The organism is Amorphus coralli DSM 19760, from assembly GCF_000374525.1.
GTDB lineage: Bacteria > Pseudomonadota > Alphaproteobacteria > Rhizobiales > Amorphaceae > Amorphus > Amorphus coralli.
This window is the reverse complement of sequence record NZ_KB894574.1, coordinates 284,947-303,312: the sequence shown is the minus strand read 5'-3', so window position 1 is coordinate 303,312 and position 18,366 is coordinate 284,947. Positions and strand designations below refer to the sequence as shown.

The 18,366-nt window shown below is 68.5% G+C and carries 15 protein-coding genes; 11 read left to right on the top strand and 4 right to left on the bottom strand.

From position 1 onward, the window contains the following. Positions 1 to 11: 11 nt before the first annotated feature. From C507_RS0114440 to C507_RS0114425, 4 genes are all read right to left on the bottom strand, one after another. Positions 12 to 458: a MaoC family dehydratase gene (locus C507_RS0114440; protein WP_026319107.1), complete on the bottom strand. Its 447-nt coding sequence runs from the start codon at positions 456 to 458 to the stop codon at positions 12 to 14. Between the two features lie 77 nt (positions 459 to 535). Next, positions 536 to 2,263 (bottom strand): ubiquinone-dependent pyruvate dehydrogenase, encoded by a 1,728-nt coding sequence (gene poxB, locus C507_RS0114435; RefSeq protein WP_026319106.1) that lies wholly within the window; start codon positions 2,261 to 2,263, stop codon positions 536 to 538. A gap of 26 nt (positions 2,264 to 2,289) precedes the next feature. After that, entirely contained in the window at positions 2,290 to 3,972 is a 1,683-nt protein-coding gene (locus C507_RS0114430; RefSeq protein WP_018700418.1) for an NAD-dependent malic enzyme, read from the bottom strand. Positions 3,973 to 4,269: 297 nt separating this feature from the next. Further along, complete coding sequence (locus C507_RS0114425) at positions 4,270 to 5,157, bottom strand: TIGR01459 family HAD-type hydrolase (RefSeq protein ID WP_018700417.1); 888 nt, start codon at positions 5,155 to 5,157, stop codon at positions 4,270 to 4,272. 189 nt (positions 5,158 to 5,346) lie between these two features. On the opposite strand from C507_RS0114425, the gene mutL reads away from it, so the two are divergent. The 11 genes from mutL (at position 5,347) to glmM (ending at position 18,350) form a co-directional block, all read left to right on the top strand. Further along, entirely contained in the window at positions 5,347 to 7,221 is a 1,875-nt protein-coding gene (gene mutL, locus C507_RS0114420; RefSeq protein WP_018700416.1) for a DNA mismatch repair endonuclease MutL, read from the top strand. A 21-nt stretch (positions 7,222 to 7,242) separates the two neighbouring features. Continuing rightward, positions 7,243 to 7,713 (top strand): tol-pal system-associated acyl-CoA thioesterase, encoded by a 471-nt coding sequence (gene ybgC / locus C507_RS0114415; protein WP_018700415.1) that lies wholly within the window; start codon positions 7,243 to 7,245, stop codon positions 7,711 to 7,713. 200 nt (positions 7,714 to 7,913) lie between these two features. After that, on the top strand, positions 7,914 to 8,642 hold the full coding sequence (gene tolQ / locus C507_RS0114410; RefSeq protein WP_018700414.1) for a protein TolQ: 729 nt from the start codon (positions 7,914 to 7,916) through the stop codon (positions 8,640 to 8,642). A gap of 3 nt (positions 8,643 to 8,645) precedes the next feature. Beyond that, complete coding sequence (gene tolR / locus C507_RS0114405) at positions 8,646 to 9,101, top strand: protein TolR (RefSeq protein WP_018700413.1); 456 nt, start codon at positions 8,646 to 8,648, stop codon at positions 9,099 to 9,101. Between the two features lie 79 nt (positions 9,102 to 9,180). Further along, positions 9,181 to 10,149 carry a TonB C-terminal domain-containing protein gene (locus C507_RS0114400; RefSeq protein ID WP_018700412.1) on the top strand — a complete coding sequence of 323 codons (969 nt, stop codon included), beginning with the start codon at positions 9,181 to 9,183 and terminating at the stop codon, positions 10,147 to 10,149. 47 nt (positions 10,150 to 10,196) lie between these two features. Then, the gene (gene tolB, locus C507_RS0114395; protein ID WP_018700411.1) at positions 10,197 to 11,567 is read left to right on the top strand and encodes a Tol-Pal system beta propeller repeat protein TolB; all 1,371 of its coding nucleotides are present in this window, start codon (positions 10,197 to 10,199) and stop codon (positions 11,565 to 11,567) included. Positions 11,568 to 11,827: 260 nt separating this feature from the next. After that, positions 11,828 to 12,310 carry a peptidoglycan-associated lipoprotein Pal gene (gene pal / locus C507_RS0114390; RefSeq protein WP_018700410.1) on the top strand — a complete coding sequence of 161 codons (483 nt, stop codon included), beginning with the start codon at positions 11,828 to 11,830 and terminating at the stop codon, positions 12,308 to 12,310. 253 nt (positions 12,311 to 12,563) lie between these two features. Further along, positions 12,564 to 13,433, top strand: a complete 870-nt coding sequence (ybgF, locus tag C507_RS0114385) for a tol-pal system protein YbgF (protein ID WP_026319103.1) — start codon at positions 12,564 to 12,566, stop codon at positions 13,431 to 13,433. After that, positions 13,417 to 14,742 (top strand): tRNA lysidine(34) synthetase TilS, encoded by a 1,326-nt coding sequence (tilS, locus tag C507_RS21465; RefSeq protein ID WP_018700408.1) that lies wholly within the window; start codon positions 13,417 to 13,419, stop codon positions 14,740 to 14,742. The genes ybgF and tilS overlap by 17 nt, the downstream gene beginning before the upstream one ends. Positions 14,743 to 14,870: 128 nt before the next feature. After that, on the top strand, positions 14,871 to 16,808 hold the full coding sequence (ftsH, locus tag C507_RS0114375; protein ID WP_018700407.1) for an ATP-dependent zinc metalloprotease FtsH: 1,938 nt from the start codon (positions 14,871 to 14,873) through the stop codon (positions 16,806 to 16,808). Positions 16,809 to 17,009: 201 nt separating this feature from the next. Further along, the gene (glmM, locus tag C507_RS0114370) at positions 17,010 to 18,350 is read left to right on the top strand and encodes a phosphoglucosamine mutase (RefSeq protein ID WP_018700406.1); all 1,341 of its coding nucleotides are present in this window, start codon (positions 17,010 to 17,012) and stop codon (positions 18,348 to 18,350) included. The last annotated feature ends 16 nt before the right edge of the window (positions 18,351 to 18,366 follow it).

The following is an 18,366-nucleotide window of genomic DNA, read 5'->3' as shown; positions in this document are numbered from 1 at the left end:
TGCTTCCCCTCTCACGCGACCTCGATCTCGGCGCGCGACGGCACCTTCACCAGCGCTTCGCCGTCGAGCACCACCGTCTCGCCGACCCGGCACTCGCAGGAGAGCCGGGCGCGGTTCTTCTCCGCGATCAGCTCCACCACCTCCACCGACACGGTCACCGTATCGCCGATCTTCACCGGGGCGCGGAAGTTGAGGCTCTGGGAGAGGTAGATGGCGCCGGGACCCGGCAGGCGGGTGCCGAGCAGGGCGGAGATCAGGCTGGCGGTGTAGAGGCCGTGGGCGATGCGCGTCTTGAAGGGCGTGCGGGCCGCGAAATGCTCCGACAGGTGGATCGGGTTGCGGTCGCCGGACACTTCCGCGAAGCCGACCACGTCGTCGGCCATCACCGTCTTCTCGAAGCTGTCGCGCTGACCGAGGGAGAGATCCTCGAAATAGAGGGTCTGGAGCATCAGGGTCATGGGATGGCCGGTCTCCGGGTACGAGGGAAGCGGACCGCCGGAGGGCGGAGCCGGGATCGCGCCCGGCTCCTGCAGGATCACCGGAAGAGCGCGCTCTTCGCAAGCTCCACGATCTCGTCGCCGCGTCCGTTCATGATGGCGCGCGCGGCATAGAGGCTGAAGCCGACGGCCTGCTCCGCCTTGATCTCCGGCGGCATGACCAGCTCCATCGGATCCGTCACCACGTCGACGAGCGCCGGCCCGCCGTGGGCGAAGGCGCGCTCGATGGCCGGACGGACCTCGGCCGGATCCTCAGCCCGGATGCCGAGAATGCCCAGCGCCTCGGCCATGGCAGCGAAGTTCGGGTTCTTCAGGTCGGTGCCGAAGGGCAGGAAGCCGGCCGCCTTCATCTCGATGTCGACGAAGCCGAGCAGCCCGTTGTTGAAGACCACGATCTTGATCGGCAGGCCGAGCTGGGTGGCGGAGATGATGTCACCCATCATCATGGTGAAGCCGCCGTCGCCGGACATGGACACCACCTGCCGGCCCGGATAGGCCGCCTGGGCGCCCAGCGCCTGCGGCATGGCGTTGGCCATGGAGCCGTGCAGCATGGAGCCGATCAGCCGCCGCGTGCCCTTGAGGTGGAGGTAGCGGGCGGCCCAGACCGTGGTCTGGCCGACGTCGCAGGAAAGGATCGCGTCGTCGGCGGCCACCTCGTCGATGATCTTCGCCACATATTGCGGATGAACCGGCTTCGAGCCGGGCTTGCCGACGGCCAACTGGTCGAGGTCGTGGCGCGCCTTGCGATAGTGGTCCTGCGCCTTCTTCAGGAAGGCGTCGTCGCTTCTGGCGCGGACCTTCGGGTTGAGGCGGCGCAGGGTTTCCCCGACATCGCCCACGAGACCGAGATCGAGGCGGGTGCGCTTGCCGAGATTTTCACCGCGTATGTCAACCTGCGCGACCTTGGCGTCGGCGGGATAGAACTGGCGGTAGGGAAAGTCGGTGCCCAGCATCAGGAGCAGGTCGGCGCTCACCATGGCGTGGTAGCCGGACGAGAAGCCGATGAAGCCGGTCATGCCGACATCGTACGGGTTGTCGTGCTCCACGTGGTCCTTGCCGCGCAGCGAATGCACGATGGGGGCCTTCAGCGCATCGGCCAGCGCGACCACCTCGGCGTGCGCGCCGGCGCAGCCCGCGCCGCACAGAAGGGTGATCTTGCCGGCGCCGTTGAGGCGCTCGGCCAGCCGGTCGATCTCGGCTTCCGGCGGCACCACAACCGGCAGCTCGGTTTCGGCGAAGGTCACTGGCGCGTCGCTTTCCGCAGCCGCCAGCGCCACGTCGCCGGGAATGACGAGCACCGCCACGCCCTGCTTCTGGATCGCCGTGCGCATGGCGATCTCCATGGCGCGCGGCATCTGCGCCGGGCTGGAGACCAGCTCGCAATAGTGGCTGCACTCGCGGAAGAGATTTTCCGGATGGGTCTCCTGGAAGTAGCCGGAGCCGATCTCCGCGCTGGGGATGTGCGCGGCGATCGCCAGCACCGGCGTGCGGGTGCGGTGGCAGTCGAACAGCCCGTTGATGAGGTGCAGGTTGCCCGGCCCGCAGCTTCCCGCGCACACGGCGAGCTTGCCGGTGAGCTGCGCCTCGGCGCCGGCGGCGAACGCCGCCGTCTCCTCGTGGCGCGTGTGCATCCACGAGATCGTCTTGGAGGTCCTCAGCGCATCGGTGAAGCCGTTCAGGCTGTCGCCCACGACGCCCCACACCCGCTCCACGCCGGCCGCCTCGAGGGCCTGCGCCATCTGGTCCGCAACCCGCATCTTAGCCATCACTCGAACTCCCCTGCCGGTCGCGCTCAGGCGGCCACGTAGTCGCTGTAGACGGGTTCCCACACGGCGGCGTCGACCTTCGCGGCGATCGCCGCATCGTCCATCGCCGCGATCAGTCCCTCGGCGGCCGCCGCCTTGCCCACGGCAATGGCAATGGCGCGCGAGACCTGCCGGATGTCGGCGAGCGGCGGCAGAAGCACCGGCACGTCGCCGGCGCCGCCGGTGTTGCAGTCTGCCAGGGCCCGCGAGGCGGCCATGAACATGGCGTCGCTCACCCGGGGAATGTCGAGCGCCAGAATGCCGAGGCCCAGACCCGGGAAGATGTACGAGTTGTTGGTCTGGGCGATGGGATAGGTCTTGCCGCCGTGCGTCACCGGCTGGAACGGGCTGCCGGTACCGATGATGGCGCGGCCGTCGGTCCAGGCGAGCACGTCTTCCGGCTGTGCCTCGCAGCGGGAGGTCGGATTGGACAGCGGGAACACGATGGGCCGTTCCGCGGTTGCGGCCATGGCGCGGATCACCTCCTCGGTGAACACGCCGGGATGGCCGGTCACGCCGATGATGATGGTCGGCTTCGCGTTCTGCACGGTTTCCAGGAGGGAGAACTTCCCGGGCGTTTCGCCGGCCGTCCATGCTGCGACGTGGTCAGCGGTGTGGGCGAGTGCTGCCTGGAACGGCCAGAGATCCTTCTGGGTGTCGAAGACCAGGCCTTCCCGGTCGATCATGTAGAAGCGCTTGCGGGCCTCCTCCGGATCGAGCCCGTCTTCCACCATCAGGCGGATCATCTGCTCGGCGATGCCGCAGCCGGCTGAGCCGGCGCCGACGACCACCACGCGCTGCTCCGACAGCGGCCGCCCGGATTCCTTGACCGCCGACAGGACCGTGCCGACCACCACCGAGGCGGTGCCCTGGACGTCGTCGTTGAACATGCAGAGCTGGTCGCGGTAGCGCTCCAGGAACATGGTCGCGTGGTTCTGGGCGAAGTCCTCGAACTGCAGCAGCACGTTCGGCCACTTGCGCTTCACCGCGTCCACGAAGGCGTCGACGAAGGCCACGTAGTCGTCGCCGGTGATCCGCTCGTGGCGCCAGCCGATATAGAACGGGTCGTCGATCAGGTCCTGGTTGTTGGTGCCCACGTCCAGGGTGATCGGCAGGGTGTAGTCCGGGGCCACGCCGCCGCAGGCGGTGTAGAGCGACAGCTTGCCGATCGGGATGCCCATGCCGCCGGTGCCCTGGTCGCCGAGGCCGAGGATTCGTTCGCCGTCGGTCACCACGATCACGCGCACGTCCTGGGCGCCGGCGGAGTCCAGAAGGTCGTCCATCTGATCGCGCAGCGGGTAGGAGACGAACAGGCCGCGCGGCTTGCGGTAGATCTCGGAAAAGCGCTGGCAGCCGAGCCCGACCACCGGCGTGTAGACCATCGGCATCAGCTCGGTGATGTTCTCCGCCATCAGGGCGTAGAAGAGCGTCTCGTTGGTGTCCTGCAGGGCGCGCAGGTAGATGTGGCGCTCGAGGTCCGTGGTCTTCTGGGCGTAGGCGTCCTTGGCGCGGGCGACCTGGTTTTCCAGCGTCTCCACCGAGGGCGGCAGCAGCCCGTGCAGGTGAAAGGCCGTGCGCTCGGCATCGGTGAAGGCGTCGGACTTGTTGAGCAGCGGCGTGTCGATCAGCCGGCGGCCGCGATAGCGCTGCGCGTCGATGGTCCTGGTCATTGGTGTGAGCTCCCCAGCCGCGCATCCCCGTCGCGCGCGCGGCAAAGCCTAAAGCGGGACGAGGAAAAGTGGAATCCGGTTTTCCGCCCGCGTCCCGCGCAAGGGAAAGACCTTCGGGACGAGGAAAAGTGGAATTCGGTTTTCCGCCCGCGTCCCGCGCAAGGGAAAGATCTTCGGGACGAGGAAAAGTGGAATCCGGTTTTCCGCCCGTGTCCCGCTCATAGGACACGGGCTTTCACCGTTTCATGACGGTGCGCGGTCCGCGTGGCCGACGCAAGGTGGGAGAAGGACTCGCGCCTACCAGCGAAGGCTGGGCAGCACGGCGCGCACCGCCAGTCCGTCGCGGCCCAGCCGGTCGGCCACCGCCTGCGGATCCGGCGCGTCGGGCGGGCCGAACTCGGCGGAGTGGATGCCCTGGGTGATCAAAAGGGCGGCCAGGCCCTGGCCGACGGCGCCACGGATGTCGGTCATCAGCCCGTCGCCCACCGCAAGCACCCGGTCGCGGTCGGGGGCGCTGCCCATGACCTCCTGGAGCCGGGCGAAGGCCGCCTCGTAGATCGGCGGGTGCGGCTTGCCGGCCAGGCGCACTTCACCGCCGAGCTCGCGGTAGAGCTGGGCCAGCGCGCCGGCGCAGTAGATCTGCTCGCCACCGCGCTGCACGACGATGTCGGGATTGGCGCAGACGAAGGGCAGCTTGCGAGCGGCGAGAGCCGACAGGCCCTCACGGTAGTCTTCCGGCGTTTCGTTCCAGTCGTCGAAGAGGCCGGTGCAGCAGATGGCCTGCGCGGCCTCCGCCTCGACAAGGCGCACCCCCAGCCCGTCGAACAGCGACAGGTCGCGCTCCGGGCCGATATGGTAGATCGGCTCCACGCCCAGACCGGAAATCTGGCCCAGCGTCACGTCGCCCGACGTCACCACCGCGTCGTAAGCGGCGTCCGGCACGCCCAGCTCGACGAGTTGTTCGACGATGGGCGGGTGCGGGCGGGGCGCGTTGGTGATCAGCACCACCGAGCCGCCGCGCTCGCGCCGGAAGCGCACCAGCGCATCGGCCGCCGCCTCGAAATGGGTGACGCCGTTGTGGATCACGCCCCAGACATCGACGAGCAGCGCGTCGTATTCGGGAGCGAGGGCGGAGAGACCGGTGGGGAAGTCGGGGGCGGCGTGTGTCATGATGGGCAAGGGCATCGCCTCAACCCGTCTCCGGGTCAAGCCGCTGCACTGCAAAAAGGCGTGTGGTTGGATATCGCCGGACCGATCGACCCGTCGGCCGAGCAGTGGAGGCCGTGTGGACGGGGCCTGACCCGCGACCGCGAATCCGTCATTGTCGGGCGTTAACCCTTCGCTCGAATCGCCACGCGAGACCGTCCGACCGCCATGCCCGTCCGCCAGCTTTCCAGTGCCGTGATCAACCGGATCGCCGCAGGCGAGGTGGTGGAGCGCCCCGCGAGCGTCGTCAAGGAGCTCGTGGAGAACGCCATCGATGCCGGTGCGCGGCGCATCGAGGTGGTCACCGCGGCCGGCGGCAAGAGCCTGATCCGGGTCATCGACGACGGCTGCGGCATGAGCCGGGAGGATCTCGCGCTGGCCGTGGAGCGCCACTGCACCTCCAAGCTCACCGAGGACACGCTGTTCTCCATCGCAACGCTTGGCTTTCGCGGCGAGGCGCTGCCGTCCATCGGCTCGGTGGCGCGGCTGTCGATCTCCACCCGGGCACGCGGCGGCGACAGCGGCTGGACGATCTCGGTGGAAGGCGGGCTCTGCGAAGGGCCGAAGCCGGCGGCGCTGTCGGCCGGAACCATCGTTGACGTCCGCGACCTGTTCTTCGCCACCCCGGCGCGGCTCAAGTTCCTGAAGTCCGACCGGGCCGAGGCCAACGCCATCTCCGACGTGGTGCGCCGGCTGGCGCTCGCCCATCCCGAGGTGCGCTTCGTGCTGACCGGCTCGGATCGCAGCCGCACCGACTATCCGGCCCGCGAGGGCGAGGGGGCAGACGCGGCCCGCATCGCCGACGTCATCAGCCGCGACTTCGTCGACAACGCGCTGGTCATCGATGCGGCGCGCGAGGGCGTGCGGCTGGAGGGCCTGATCGGCCGGCCGACCTTCCATCGGGCGAACTCGCAGCACCAGTTCCTGTTCGTCAACGGTCGCCCGGTGCGCGACAAGCTGCTGCTCGGCGCGCTCAGGGGCGCGGTTTCCGACGTCATGGCCCGCGACCGCCATCCCGTTGCAGCCCTCTACATCGAGCTCGACCCGGCCGAGGTGGACGTCAACGTGCATCCGGCCAAGGCCGACGTGCGTTTCCGCGATCCAGGCCTCGTCCGGGGGCTCCTGGTGGGCTCCATCAAGCACGCGCTCGCCCAGGCCGGGCTTGCCGCCAACACCGCGACGGCCCGCTCCGCCATCGACGCGCTGCGTCCACACGCGGCACCGGCGTCCGGCACGGCCGGCGGGGGCGGATGGTCCGCGCACCCGAATCCTGCGCAATCGCGCACGATCGCGCAGAATCGCGCAGCGCCCGCGCACCCGTCTGCGCAGGCCTACGGTGCGCAGACGCCCGCCGCCGCCACCGGCTTCCACGAGGAGGGCCAGGCGGCCTTTTCCGCCCTCGCCACCCCCTCCGCCGAGACCCGCGCCTTCTCCCGGCCGGAGACGGAGGGCGACCTCGACCGGCCTCTCGGGGCTGCCCGGGCGCACCTCCACGAGAACTACATTCTCGCCCAGACCCGTGACGGCATCGTCATCGTCGACAGCCACGCCGCCCACGAGCGCCTCGTCTACGAACGCCTGAAGGCGGAGCGTGCCCGCTCCGGCGTCGCCCGGCAGATGCTGCTGGTGCCGGAGGTGGTCGATCTGCCGGAAGAGGACGTGGAGCGCCTGGTGTCCGCCGCCGACGCCCTGGCCGAGACCGGGCTGGTCGTCGAGGCGTTCGGTCCCGGCGCCGTGGCGGTGCGCGAGGTGCCGTCGGTGCTGGCGGGCCGGCTCGACATCCAGGGGCTGGTGCGCGATCTGGTCGACGACCTGGCCGAATGGGAGACCTCCGAGCGGCTGGCCGACCGGCTCGACCATGTGGCCGCCACGGTGGCCTGCCACGGCTCGGTCCGGACCGGCCGGCGCCTCAAGCCGGAGGAAATGGATGCGCTCCTGCGCGAGATGGAGGCAACGCCGAAGTCCGGCCAGTGCAACCACGGCCGCCCGACCTTCGTGGAACTCAAGCTTTCCGACATCGAGCGGCTCTTCGGCCGGAAATAAAGCCACATCGCAGGACAGCGCATGACCGACTGGCCAGATCTCGCAGGCAGGCTCGTGGGCGACAGCCACCGACTGGCGGTGCGCGTCTATTACGAGGACACCGACTTCTCCGGCGTTGTCTATCACGCCAACTATCTGCGCTACCTGGAGCGCGGACGATCCGACTTCCTGCGGCTGTGCGGCGTCCATCACAATGAATTGGCCGACGGTTCCCACGGTGCCGCCATCGCCTTCGCGGTGCGGGCCATGAACCTGGAGTTCAAGGCACCGGCGCGCATCGACGACGTTCTGGAGGTGGAAACTCGGCTCGTCCGCGCCACCGCCGCCCGGCTCACGCTGAGCCAGGTGGTGCTCAAGCGCGAACAGCCGCTGGTGCGTGCAGAGGTGGAGGCTGTGGTGATCTCGCCGGACGGACGCCCGCGCAGGTTGCCGAAACCGGTGCTGGCCCTGCTTCTGGAGCGGGTCTCGCGCGATGAGGGGCCGGCCGGTTAACGGTCTGTTCACCCTAATTGGCGAGAGGTGTAGACGCCCGTTTTCCAGCGGGAGTCGCAGTTTTGACAAACTCTGTGCCGACAGAGGCGCCGGTCACCCTCGAACCCTCACGTTGACACCTGCCTCCCATCCGATCCGGCCAGCGGCGCGACGCGCCTCAGCCGGCCGACGGGTGACGAGAAGCAAAGTCGGGACGAACCATGGACTCCACCGTTGCCGTTGCCGGCGCCGATCTCGCCGCCCATTCCGGCTTTTCCCTGTTCGGGCTGTTCTGGCAGGCGCACATCGTCGTCAAGATCGTCATGCTGGGACTGATCTCGGCGTCGGTCTGGTGCTGGGCGATCATCATCGACAAGTGGCTTCTGTACCGGCGCACCCGCGCGGCGATGAACCGGTTTGAGGATGCGTTCTGGTCGGGCCAGTCCCTGGAAGACCTGTTCCGCACATTGTCGGGGCGCACCAACCACGCCCTGTCGGCGATCTTCGTTGCCGCAATGACGGAGTGGAAGCGCAGCCACGAGGGCGATCACCCGGCGCTGGCGAGCCTCTCCCAGCGTCTCGACCGGGTGATGACGCTGACCATTGCGCGCGAGGGCGAGCGGCTGGAAAGCAAGCTCGCGGTGCTCGCCTCGGTCGGCTCCGCCGGTCCCTTCATCGGCCTGTTCGGTACGGTCTGGGGTATCATGACCTCGTTCCAGGCCATCGCGGTCTCGGAAAGCACCAATCTCGCCGTCGTCGCTCCCGGCATCGCCGAGGCCCTGTTTGCGACAGCCCTCGGCCTTCTTGCCGCCATCCCCGCGGTGATCTTCTTCAACAAGCTGTCAGGCGACGTCTCCAAGATCATCTCGCGCATGGACGCGTTCGCGGACGAGTTCCTGGCGATCCTGACCCGCGAGATCGACGAGCGGCTGGAAGAAGAGCGCTACTGACCGATGGGCATGCAGGTATCCAACTCTTCCGGCGGACGCGGCCGGCGCCGGGCGCCGCGCTACCAGCCGATGAGCGAGATCAACGTCACGCCGTTCGTCGACGTGATGCTGGTGCTGCTCATCGTGTTCATGGTGTCGGCGCCGCTGCTGACGGTGGGCGTTCCCATCGATCTGCCGCAATCGCGTGCGAAGCCGCTCGAAGGTGACACCGAGCCGCTGACCGTGTCGATCAACGCGCAGGGCCAGGTGTTCCTGCAGGACAGCGAGATCGCCATCGACGATCTGGTGCCGAGGCTCACCGCGATCGCGCAGAACGGCTACGACGAGCGCATCTACGTGCGCGGCGACCAGGACGTCGGCTACGGGTCGATCATGCGGGTGATGGGGCGGCTGAACTCGGCCGGCTTCAAGCGCATCGGCCTCGTTACCGAGCAGGAACCCGAGAGCGCCTCGAACTGAGGCTGAGCCATGGGCCCTTCCGGCGAATGTGAACGGGTCGGACCCTTGAAGCGGTAATCGAAGGCTAGATCTTTTTCCCATGCGTGTCGGCTTGATCGTCTCTGTGGCAGGACACGGCGCGATTCTCCTCTGGAGCGTGATCGCGTGGCCGGACGCGGAATCGTTCGCGGCCAAGCCCATCGAAGCGCTGCCGATCGAGCTCGTCACCATCGGCGAGGTGACCGACATTTCCATGGGGTCGCCAACGGCGCCGGTGGAGCCGGAACCGAAGCCCGAGGTGGAAAGCGTCGAAAGCGAAAGCGAGGCGGAGAGCGCCGGCGAGACCGAAACGCCGGCCGACAGCCCGGCGGAGCGCGAGAACCCGTCGACGGCCGAATCCGCCGCGCCGCTTCCGTCCGAGGAGCCCGAGGCGCCGGCTGAGGAAGCCGCGGAGCCGGAAGCCGAGAGCGAGCCGGAGCCCGAACCCGCTCCGCAGGAAGAGGTGCAGCCCGAGCCCGAACCGGAGCCCCAGCCGGAACCGGAACAGCAGGCCGAGGCCGAGCCGACGCCCTCCACCGACGTGGTGCCGCGCGCCCGGCCGACGCCGCCGCCGCGGCGTCAGCAGCCGACCCAGTCGGCCGCGTCCCAGTCCAACGAGAGCTTCGATGCCGACCGGATTTCCGCGCTCCTGAACAAGGTCGAGCCATCCGGTGGCGGCAGCGGCGCCTCGCAGGCGTCCGCCGGCATTCGGTCCGACGGCACCAACGCGGCGATGACCATGACCGAGCTGGACGCGCTGAGGGCGCAGATCCAGCGCTGCTGGAACCCGCCGATCGGGGCCCAGGGCGCGGAGGACCTGATCGTCACCGTACAGATGGCCCTGAACCAGAACGGAACCGTTTCGGGGTCTCCGACGATTACCAATTCCAGCTCGAACCCGTTCTTCCAGGCCGCGGCCGACAGCGCCCGGCGCGCCGTGCTGCGGTGCCAGCCCTACAACCTGCCGCTCGAGAAATACGACACGTGGCGCGAGGTGCGCGTCACCTTCGATCCACGCGATCTCTTCTGAGGCCGAACCGGCCCCGCCTGCGCCCATTCAAGAGGATGAGCTTGCCAATGGCCCTCGACATGACCCTTCCGGCCCCGCGCCGGATCTCCAATTCGCTGAAGCGCTGGCGCCTGCGCGCCGTGGCGCTGGTCGCCGCCGCCATCGGCGCGGTCGGCCTTGCCGCGCCCGCCCAGGCCCTGGTCCAGATCGACATCACCCAGGGCCAGGTCGAGCCCCTGCCCATCGCCCTGCCGAGCTTCGGCTCGACGGGCGGAGAGGCGGATCTGGCGCGGCAGATGACCGAGGTCATCGCCAACGACCTCAAGCGGTCCGGCCTGTTCCGGCCGCTCGACCCCGCCTCCTATGTCGACCAGACGCTGGATGCGGCGGCCGTGCCGAACTTCCAGAACTGGCGCGCGATCGACGCCCAGGCGCTGGTCGCCGGCACGCTCACGCGCGAGCCCGACGGCCGGCTGAAGGCGGAGTTCCGCCTGTGGGACGTTTTCGCCGCCGAGCAGATGATCGGCCAGCAATATTACACCCAGCCGGACAACTGGCGCCGGCTCGCTCACATCATCGCGGACGCGATCTACGAGCGGCTGACCGGCGAAAAGGGCTACTTCGACACGCGCGTCGTGTTCGTCTCGGAGACGGGACCGAAGAACGACCGCACCAAGCGGCTCGCCATCATGGACCAGGACGGCGCCAACGTGCGCTACCTGACCCGGGGCGACGATCTGGTGCTGACGCCGCGCTTCTCCCCGTCGAGCCAGGACGTGACCTACATGTCCTACTCCGGCGGCGTTCCGAGCGTGTATCTGCTGAACATTGAGACCGGTGAGCGCGAGGTGCTGGGCAACTTCCCGGGCATGACCTTTGCGCCGCGCTTCTCGCCGGACGGGCGGTCTGTGGTGATGAGCCTCCAGCAGGAGGGCAACGCCAACATCTACGCCATGGACCTCGGCTCGCGCCGCACCACCCGCCTGACCAACTCCGCCTCCATCGACACCTCGCCGTCCTTCTCGCCGGACGGACGCCAGATCGTGTTCGAATCCGACCGCGGCGGCGCCCAGCAGCTCTACGTGATGGGGGCGGACGGCTCCAATCCGCAGCGCATCTCGTTCGGCAACGGGCGCTACTCCACGCCGGTCTGGTCGCCGCGCGGAGACCTGATCGCGTTCACCAAGCAGAGCGGCGGCCGCTTCTCCATCGGCGTGATGAAGCCCGACGGGTCCGGCGAGCGGATCCTGACGGAGGGCTATCACAACGAGGGCCCCACCTGGGCTCCGAACGGGCGCGTGCTGATGTTCTTCCGCGAGACGCAGGGCGCCCAGGGCGGCCCGTCGCTCTACACGGTCGATATCACCGGACGCAACGAAATGCGGGTGACGACGGATACCTTCTCCTCCGATCCCGCCTGGTCGCCGCTCCTCGACTAGAGGGGGCAGGGTCAAAAATCCGGCAGCCGGAAGCGTGCTCCGCTCCGGTTGTCGTGATTTTGCCTCACCAGCGCCACGCTGCTATGCACGAACAGGGTTTGCCGGGCGCTGGACCGCGCTGCACCATTGCGCGCCATCGTTACCGGGTTCGATCGAATTGACGCCGTTAACCCTCTTTCGGAACCGAGTTTTTACCACCGGATCCTAACGTCCCGCGCAAGAACGCTTCCGCTGGGGTGGGGGCAAAAGGAGCACTTGGAATGGTCACCAATATTTCGCTGCGGAGTGCAGGACGCGCGGCGATCGTCATTCTGGTCGCGGCTTTCATGGCCGCTTGCGCCCAGAAGCAGGAGCAGCTGAACGGTCAGGCCGTTCCGGGCTCGGCGCAGGACTTCGTCGTCAATGTCGGCGATCGCGTCTACTTCGCGGTGGACAGCTCCGACCTGTCCGGCACCGCGCAGGCGACGCTGGACAAGCAGGCCCAGTGGCTGCAGCGCTACAACCGCTACACCATCACCGTCGAAGGCCACGCCGACGAGCGCGGCACCCGCGAGTACAACCTGGCGCTCGGCGCCCGGCGTGCCAGCGCGGTTAAGGCCTACCTGGCCAGCCGGGGCGTTGCCCCGAACCGGATGCGGACCATCTCCTATGGCAAGGAACGCCCGGTCGCCGTCTGCGATAACGAATCCTGTTGGTCGCAGAACCGCCGCTCGGTGACGGTGCTGGACAACGCCGGCAGCTAAAGCGTTTCCAGGCGAATTGGGAACCGGTTCGCCGTCCGGAAACGCGTCAAGCCACTGGCTCCGGCAGGCCGTCTCGCGCGGCCACGTCACGGACTGCAACGCACGAGGGCGCCTTTCGGAGATCGGAAGGCGCCCTTGTGCGTGAGGCCACCGGGCCGTCACACGATCGGCACATGAGGGCGGTGGTATTGGGCTCAGTCGCGGATCGGCGTAGGGTCGAGGCCGATCGCCATCGCGAAATCGAGGGATGCGCATGATCTTTGCACGCACAGTTGCCGCGGCAGCGGTCGTCGCCGCCGCGCTTTCCGTCTCCCCGGCCATGGCCGCGCCCGATGGCCTGTTCCAGCAGGTCCAGTGGGGCAGCGGCAATCGCCAGCAGGGCGAGCTGACGCTTCGCATCAGCCGGCTGGAGGACCAGATCCGCCAGCTGAACGGCCAGATCGAGCAGATGGCGCACCAGATGCGGCAGATGCAGGATCAGATGCGGCGCATGCAGGAGGACAACGAGTTCCGCCTGCAGCAGCTCGAGGGCGGCCAGCCCCGGCGTCAGAATTTCGAGGGCTCCGCCCCCTCTGCCGGCGACACCCAGCGCGATGCCGGCCTCGGTGACCCGCAGACGACGGGGTCCATCGGCTCGTCCGGTCCGCTCGACCTGTCGGCGCTGGCGCGTGGCGACGTTCTCTCCCCGCCGAGCGGTGCTCTGCCGGGGGTGCCCACCTACGATGCGGCGCCGAGCACCTCGGCGACAGCGGAATACGAGGCGGCCTACAGCCTGGTGATGGCCGGCCGCTACGGCGAGGCGGAAAGCGCCTTCCGAAATTTCATGGCCGCGCATCCGGAGGATCCGCGCGTCGGCGACGCGCAGTTCTGGGTCGGCGAGGCGCTGCTGCAGTCGGGTCAGCATTCCCAGGCAGCGGAAGCCTTCCTGAAGAGCTATACCGACTATCCCGATGGCGAGAAGGCCCCCGACAGCCTGCTGAAGCTCGGGATCGCGCTCTCCGGCATGGGAGAGGGCACCGCTGCGTGCTCGTCCTTCAGCGAGCTTCTGCAGAGCTATCCGGCCGCCGATCCCTCGCTCCTCGACCGCGCTCGCCAGGAGCGCCAGCGTGCCGGCTGCGCCTGACGACCGGCCCTTCTCCGGCGACGAGCTGAGCGGCCTTTTCGCCGCCGCCGGGCGGCATGCCCGCGTCGTCCTCGCCGTCTCCGGCGGTTCCGATTCCCTGGCGCTGATGGCGCTCTTCGAGGCCTGGCGGCGGGTGAACCCCGCCGCGCCGGAAGCACTGGTCGTGACCATCGACCACGGGCTTCGGACCGGCTCTGCCGACGATGCCCGCTTCGTCGTGGCGGAGGCTGCGCGCCTCGGCCTGCCGACGGAGGTGCGTCGCTGGGACGGCGACAAGCCGGCATCCGACCTCCAGGCTGCAGCGCGCGACGCCCGCTACCGGCTGCTCACCGAGACCGCCGTTGCGGAAGGGGCGGGCGCCATCCTCACCGCACACACCCTCGACGATCAGGCCGAGACCGTAATGCTCCGGCTGGCGCGCGGCTCCGGCGTGAAGGGGCTGGCCGCGATGAGCCCGGTCCGCCGGCTCGGCGATGTCGACCTGGTCCGTCCGCTGCTGTCCGTTTCGCGGGAGCGGCTCAGGGCTGCGCTGGTCCGCGACGGCCTCGGCTGGTGCGACGATCCCTCAAACGACAATGCGCGTTTCGCCCGGGTGCGGATGCGCGCGCTCATGCCAGCGCTGGCGAAGGAGGGGCTGACGGCGCGTCGGCTCGCCGAGACGGCCGATCGCCTGGCGCGCGCCGATGCGGCGCTCGATGCCATGGTGCAGCGGCTGGCGGCGGCCGAGGTCACGGCCGACCGGTTCGGGGTTCTGCGTCTCGGCATCTTGGGCTTCGCGGCAGCCGAACAGGAGCTGCGGTTGCGGCTCCTGGCGCGGATGCTCGGCTGGGCCGCTGGGTGCGCGGGCGACTACGGGCCGCGGCTGGATCGGCTGGAGCGCGCTGCCGCACGCCTTGCGGAGGGACCCGACGGGCGATTCACCCTGTCGGGTGCGCTGGTGACGCGGCGCCACGGAACGATTGCGATCGCGCGCGAGGCGGGACGGTCGGGCTTGCCGGAGGTTGCCGTCGATCCCGGCAGCACGAGGGTGTGGGACGGGCGCTGGCGGGTGCGGCTCACCGACGCGGCCCCGGCGGCCGTTCAGGTGCGCGCCCTCGGTTCCGCCTGGCGCAAGCTTGCGCCTGTAGACGGGGGAGCGGAGGCGGCGGTGCTGGCCGTCGTTCCGGGGCTATTTGCCGGGGAAAGCCTTGTTGCGGCGCCTGCATTCGGCCACTTTGCCGGCCCAGCTTGGCGGGAGGCGGTCGAGGCCGGCTTCGCCTCCGAGCCGCCGGGTGGCGCGGCCGACGCGCTAACCTTGTCGACCGGATAGGCGGGCGGTCCTGCGAATTCGGCGCAGTCCGGCTTGGCACCGGCTGGGCGGGACCCTATCTTTTTGCCAAAGGCGGCGCCCGGCCTGGTGCCGCACGCGTAAGAATGACGGGCTGCGAAAGGGCCGTGATGAACAACACGTTTCGCAACTTTGCGCTCTGGGTGATTATCGGCTTGCTGCTGATTGCCCTGTTCCAGCTCTTTCAGAGCCCGAACCAGCGCACCAACAGCTCCGAGATCTCCTTCTCGCAGTTCCTCGACGAGGTTGGCCAGGGCAACGTGCAGTCGGTGACGATCACCGACCAGCAGATCGCCGGCAAGTACAACCATGGCGGCGCGTTCCAGACGTTCGCCCCATCGGATGCCAACTACATCGACAAGCTCGAGACCAGCGGCGTCTCCATCACGGCCAAGCCGGCGAATGACGGCTTCTCGCTGCTGGGCATCCTCGCGACCTGGTTCCCGATGCTCCTGATCCTCGGCATCTGGCTGTTCCTGATGCGCCAGATGCAGGGCGGTGCCGGCGGCAAGGCGATGGGCTTCGGCAAGTCCAAGGCCAAGCTGCTCACCGAAGCGCACGGCCGCGTCCTGTTCGAGGACGTCGCCGGCGTCGACGAGGCCAAGGAAGACCTGCAGGAGATCGTCGACTTCCTGCGCGATCCGCAGCGCTTCCAGCGCCTCGGCGGCCGTATCCCGCGCGGCGTGCTGCTGGTCGGCCCTCCCGGTACCGGTAAGACGCTGCTCGCCCGCGCCATCGCCGGCGAAGCCAACGTGCCGTTCTTCACCATCTCCGGCTCCGACTTCGTGGAGATGTTCGTGGGCGTCGGCGCCAGCCGCGTACGCGATATGTTCGAGCAGGCGAAGAAGAACGCGCCCTGCATCATCTTCATCGACGAGATCGACGCGGTCGGCCGCCATCGCGGCGCCGGCCTGGGCGGCGGCAACGACGAGCGCGAGCAGACCCTCAACCAGCTCCTGGTGGAGATGGACGGCTTCGAGCCGAACGAGGGCATCATCCTGATCGCCGCGACCAACCGTCCGGACGTGCTCGACCCGGCGCTCCTGCGTCCGGGCCGTTTCGACCGGCAGATCGTGGTGCCGAATCCGGACATCGTCGGTCGCGAGAAGATCCTGAAGGTGCACGTGCGCAAGGTGCCGCTGGCGCCCGACGTCGACCTGAAGACCATCGCCCGCGGCACGCCCGGCTTCGCCGGTGCAGACCTGATGAACCTGGTCAACGAGGCGGCGCTGATGGCGGCGCGGCGCAACAAGCGTCTCGTCACCATGCAGGAATTCGAGGACGCCAAGGACAAGGTGATGATGGGCGCGGAACGCCGCACCCTCGTGATGACGGAGGAGGAGAAGAAGCTCACCGCTTATCACGAGGCCGGCCACGCCCTGGTCGCCCTGCACATGCCGGCGTCCGACCCGATCCACAAGGCGACGATCATCCCCCGCGGCCGCGCGCTCGGCATGGTGATGCGCCTGCCGGAACGCGACCAGCTCTCGCTGACCCGCGCCAAGTGCAAGGCGGATCTCGCGGTGGCCATGGGCGGCCGCGTGGCGGAAGAGCTGATCTTCGGCCACGAGAAGGTCACGTCCGGTGCCTCGGCCGATATCCGCATGGCGACGAAACTCGCCAAGGCGATGGCGACCCAGTACGGCATGTCCGACAAGCTCGGGCCGCTGCTCTACGCCGAGAACGAGGAAGAGGTCTTCCTCGGCCATTCTGTGGCGCGCCAGCAGCAGGTGGCGGAAACGACCCAGCAGGTCGTGGACGCCGAGGTGAAGGGCTTCGTCAACGATGGCTACGAGACGGCCAACTCGCTGCTCAAGTCGCACATCGACCAGCTGCACACGATCGCCAAGGGACTGCTTGAGTACGAGACGCTTACCGGCGACGAGATCCGCGATCTCCTCAACGGCAAGTCGCCCGTGCGCGAGACCATGGACGACGACACGCCGAAGGGTCCGCGCGTCGCCACGGTGCCCTCCACCGGCGGCTCGCGCGAGAAGGACGACCGCGGCGGAGAGCCCGGCGGCCTGGAGCCTCAGCCGCAGGGCTGAGCCGGGGCGACCGCCGCCACACGGACCGAGAAGGCCGGGCAAACGCCCGGCCTTTTTCGTTCGCCGCGGCGTCAGCGGACTGTAACAATTGCGCACACGATTTGAGATTTGCGGCGAGACATCCGCCGCAGTCTCGCGATATCTCTTGCGCCCGGTCCGGCCGCGACGCCGAACCGACTGCACAGGGAATGTTCAAGCCACATGCGCACCTTCTTCGGAACCGACGGAATCCGTGGTCAGGCCAATCGCTGGCCGATGACGCCGGACATCGCTCTCAAGGTGGGAATGGCGACCGGGTTGGCGCTGCTCAACGGGGAGCAACAGCACCGGGTCGTGATCGGCAAGGACACCCGGCTGTCCGGCTACATGATCGAGAACGCCCTGGTCGCCGGTTTCACGGCGGTGGGCGTCGACGTGTTCCTGCTCGGCCCGGTTCCCACCCCCGGCGTCGCCATGCTGACCCGCTCTCTGCGCGCCGACATCGGCGTGATGATCTCCGCCTCGCACAACCCGTACGAGGACAACGGCATCAAGATCTTCGGAGCCGACGGTTTCAAGCTCTCCGACGAGGTGGAGCTGGAGATCGAGCGGCTGATGCAGGAGGATCTGACCAAGCGCCTCGCCACCGGTGCCGACATCGGCCGGGCCCAGCGCCTCGACGGTGTCCGCGACCGCTACATCGAGTATATCAAGCGGACCTTTCCGCGGAATCTCAGTCTGGAAGGGCTGCGCATTGTCATCGACTGCGCCAACGGTGCGGGCTACCGCGTCGCGCCGGACGCCCTCTGGGAGCTCGGCGCCGAGGTCGTGAAGATCGGCAATCAGCCCAACGGGACCAACATCAACACCGACTGCGGCTCCACCTCCCTCGGCCAGGTCCGGGCGAAGGTTCAGGAAGTGCGGGCGGACATCGGCATCGCGCTCGACGGCGATGCGGACCGGCTCATTGTCATCGACGAGAAGGGCCAGCCGGTGGACGGCGACCAGCTTCTCGCCGTCATCGGCTCGTCCTGGCAGAACGCCGAACGGCTGACAGCGCCGGGCGTGGTGGCCACGATCATGTCCAATCTGGGGCTGGAGCGCTATCTGGACGGGATCGGCCTGTCGCTGGCGCGCACCCGGGTGGGCGACCGCTACGTCGTCGAGCACATGCGCGCCAATGGCTACAATGTCGGCGGCGAGCAGTCCGGCCATATCGTGCTGTCGGATTATTCGACCACCGGCGACGGTCTCCTGGCGGCGCTGGAAATCCTGTCCGTGGTGGTGGCGAGCGGCCGCACGGTGTCGGAGGTCTGCCACCGCTTCGAGCCGGTGCCGCAGATCCTGAAGAACGTGCGCTATTCCGGCGGCAAGCCGCTGGAGGACGACATCGTCATCAGGGCCATCGATACGGGTCGCGACCGGCTCGGAAACGCCGGCCGGCTCGTGGTGCGCCCGTCCGGTACCGAGCCGCTGATCCGCGTCATGGGCGAGGGTGACGACGCCATCCTCGTTCAGGAGGTGGTGGACGATATCGCCACCGCGGTCACCAAGGCCGCCTGACCTGCACTTTGCGGTC

What these genes read in the sequence shown, in the direction of transcription:
- tolB (WP_018700411.1), top strand. Translation starts at nt 10,197, where the DNA reads ATGGCCCTCGACATGACCCTTCCGGCCCCGCGCCGGATCTCCAATTCG.
- C507_RS0114400 (WP_018700412.1), top strand. Translation starts at nt 9,181, where the DNA reads ATGCGTGTCGGCTTGATCGTCTCTGTGGCAGGACACGGCGCGATTCTC.
- ybgF (WP_026319103.1), top strand. Translation starts at nt 12,564, where the DNA reads ATGATCTTTGCACGCACAGTTGCCGCGGCAGCGGTCGTCGCCGCCGCG.
- tolQ (WP_018700414.1), top strand. Translation starts at nt 7,914, where the DNA reads ATGGACTCCACCGTTGCCGTTGCCGGCGCCGATCTCGCCGCCCATTCC.
- poxB (WP_026319106.1), bottom strand. Translation starts at nt 2,263, where the DNA reads ATGGCTAAGATGCGGGTTGCGGACCAGATGGCGCAGGCCCTCGAGGCG.
- C507_RS0114440 (WP_026319107.1), bottom strand. Translation starts at nt 458, where the DNA reads ATGACCCTGATGCTCCAGACCCTCTATTTCGAGGATCTCTCCCTCGGT.
- glmM (WP_018700406.1), top strand. Translation starts at nt 17,010, where the DNA reads ATGCGCACCTTCTTCGGAACCGACGGAATCCGTGGTCAGGCCAATCGC.
- tolR (WP_018700413.1), top strand. Translation starts at nt 8,646, where the DNA reads ATGGGCATGCAGGTATCCAACTCTTCCGGCGGACGCGGCCGGCGCCGG.
- pal (WP_018700410.1), top strand. Translation starts at nt 11,828, where the DNA reads ATGGTCACCAATATTTCGCTGCGGAGTGCAGGACGCGCGGCGATCGTC.
- C507_RS0114425 (WP_018700417.1), bottom strand. Translation starts at nt 5,157, where the DNA reads ATGCCCTTGCCCATCATGACACACGCCGCCCCCGACTTCCCCACCGGT.
- ybgC (WP_018700415.1), top strand. Translation starts at nt 7,243, where the DNA reads ATGACCGACTGGCCAGATCTCGCAGGCAGGCTCGTGGGCGACAGCCAC.
- mutL (WP_018700416.1), top strand. Translation starts at nt 5,347, where the DNA reads ATGCCCGTCCGCCAGCTTTCCAGTGCCGTGATCAACCGGATCGCCGCA.
- C507_RS0114430 (WP_018700418.1), bottom strand. Translation starts at nt 3,972, where the DNA reads ATGACCAGGACCATCGACGCGCAGCGCTATCGCGGCCGCCGGCTGATC.
- ftsH (WP_018700407.1), top strand. Translation starts at nt 14,871, where the DNA reads ATGAACAACACGTTTCGCAACTTTGCGCTCTGGGTGATTATCGGCTTG.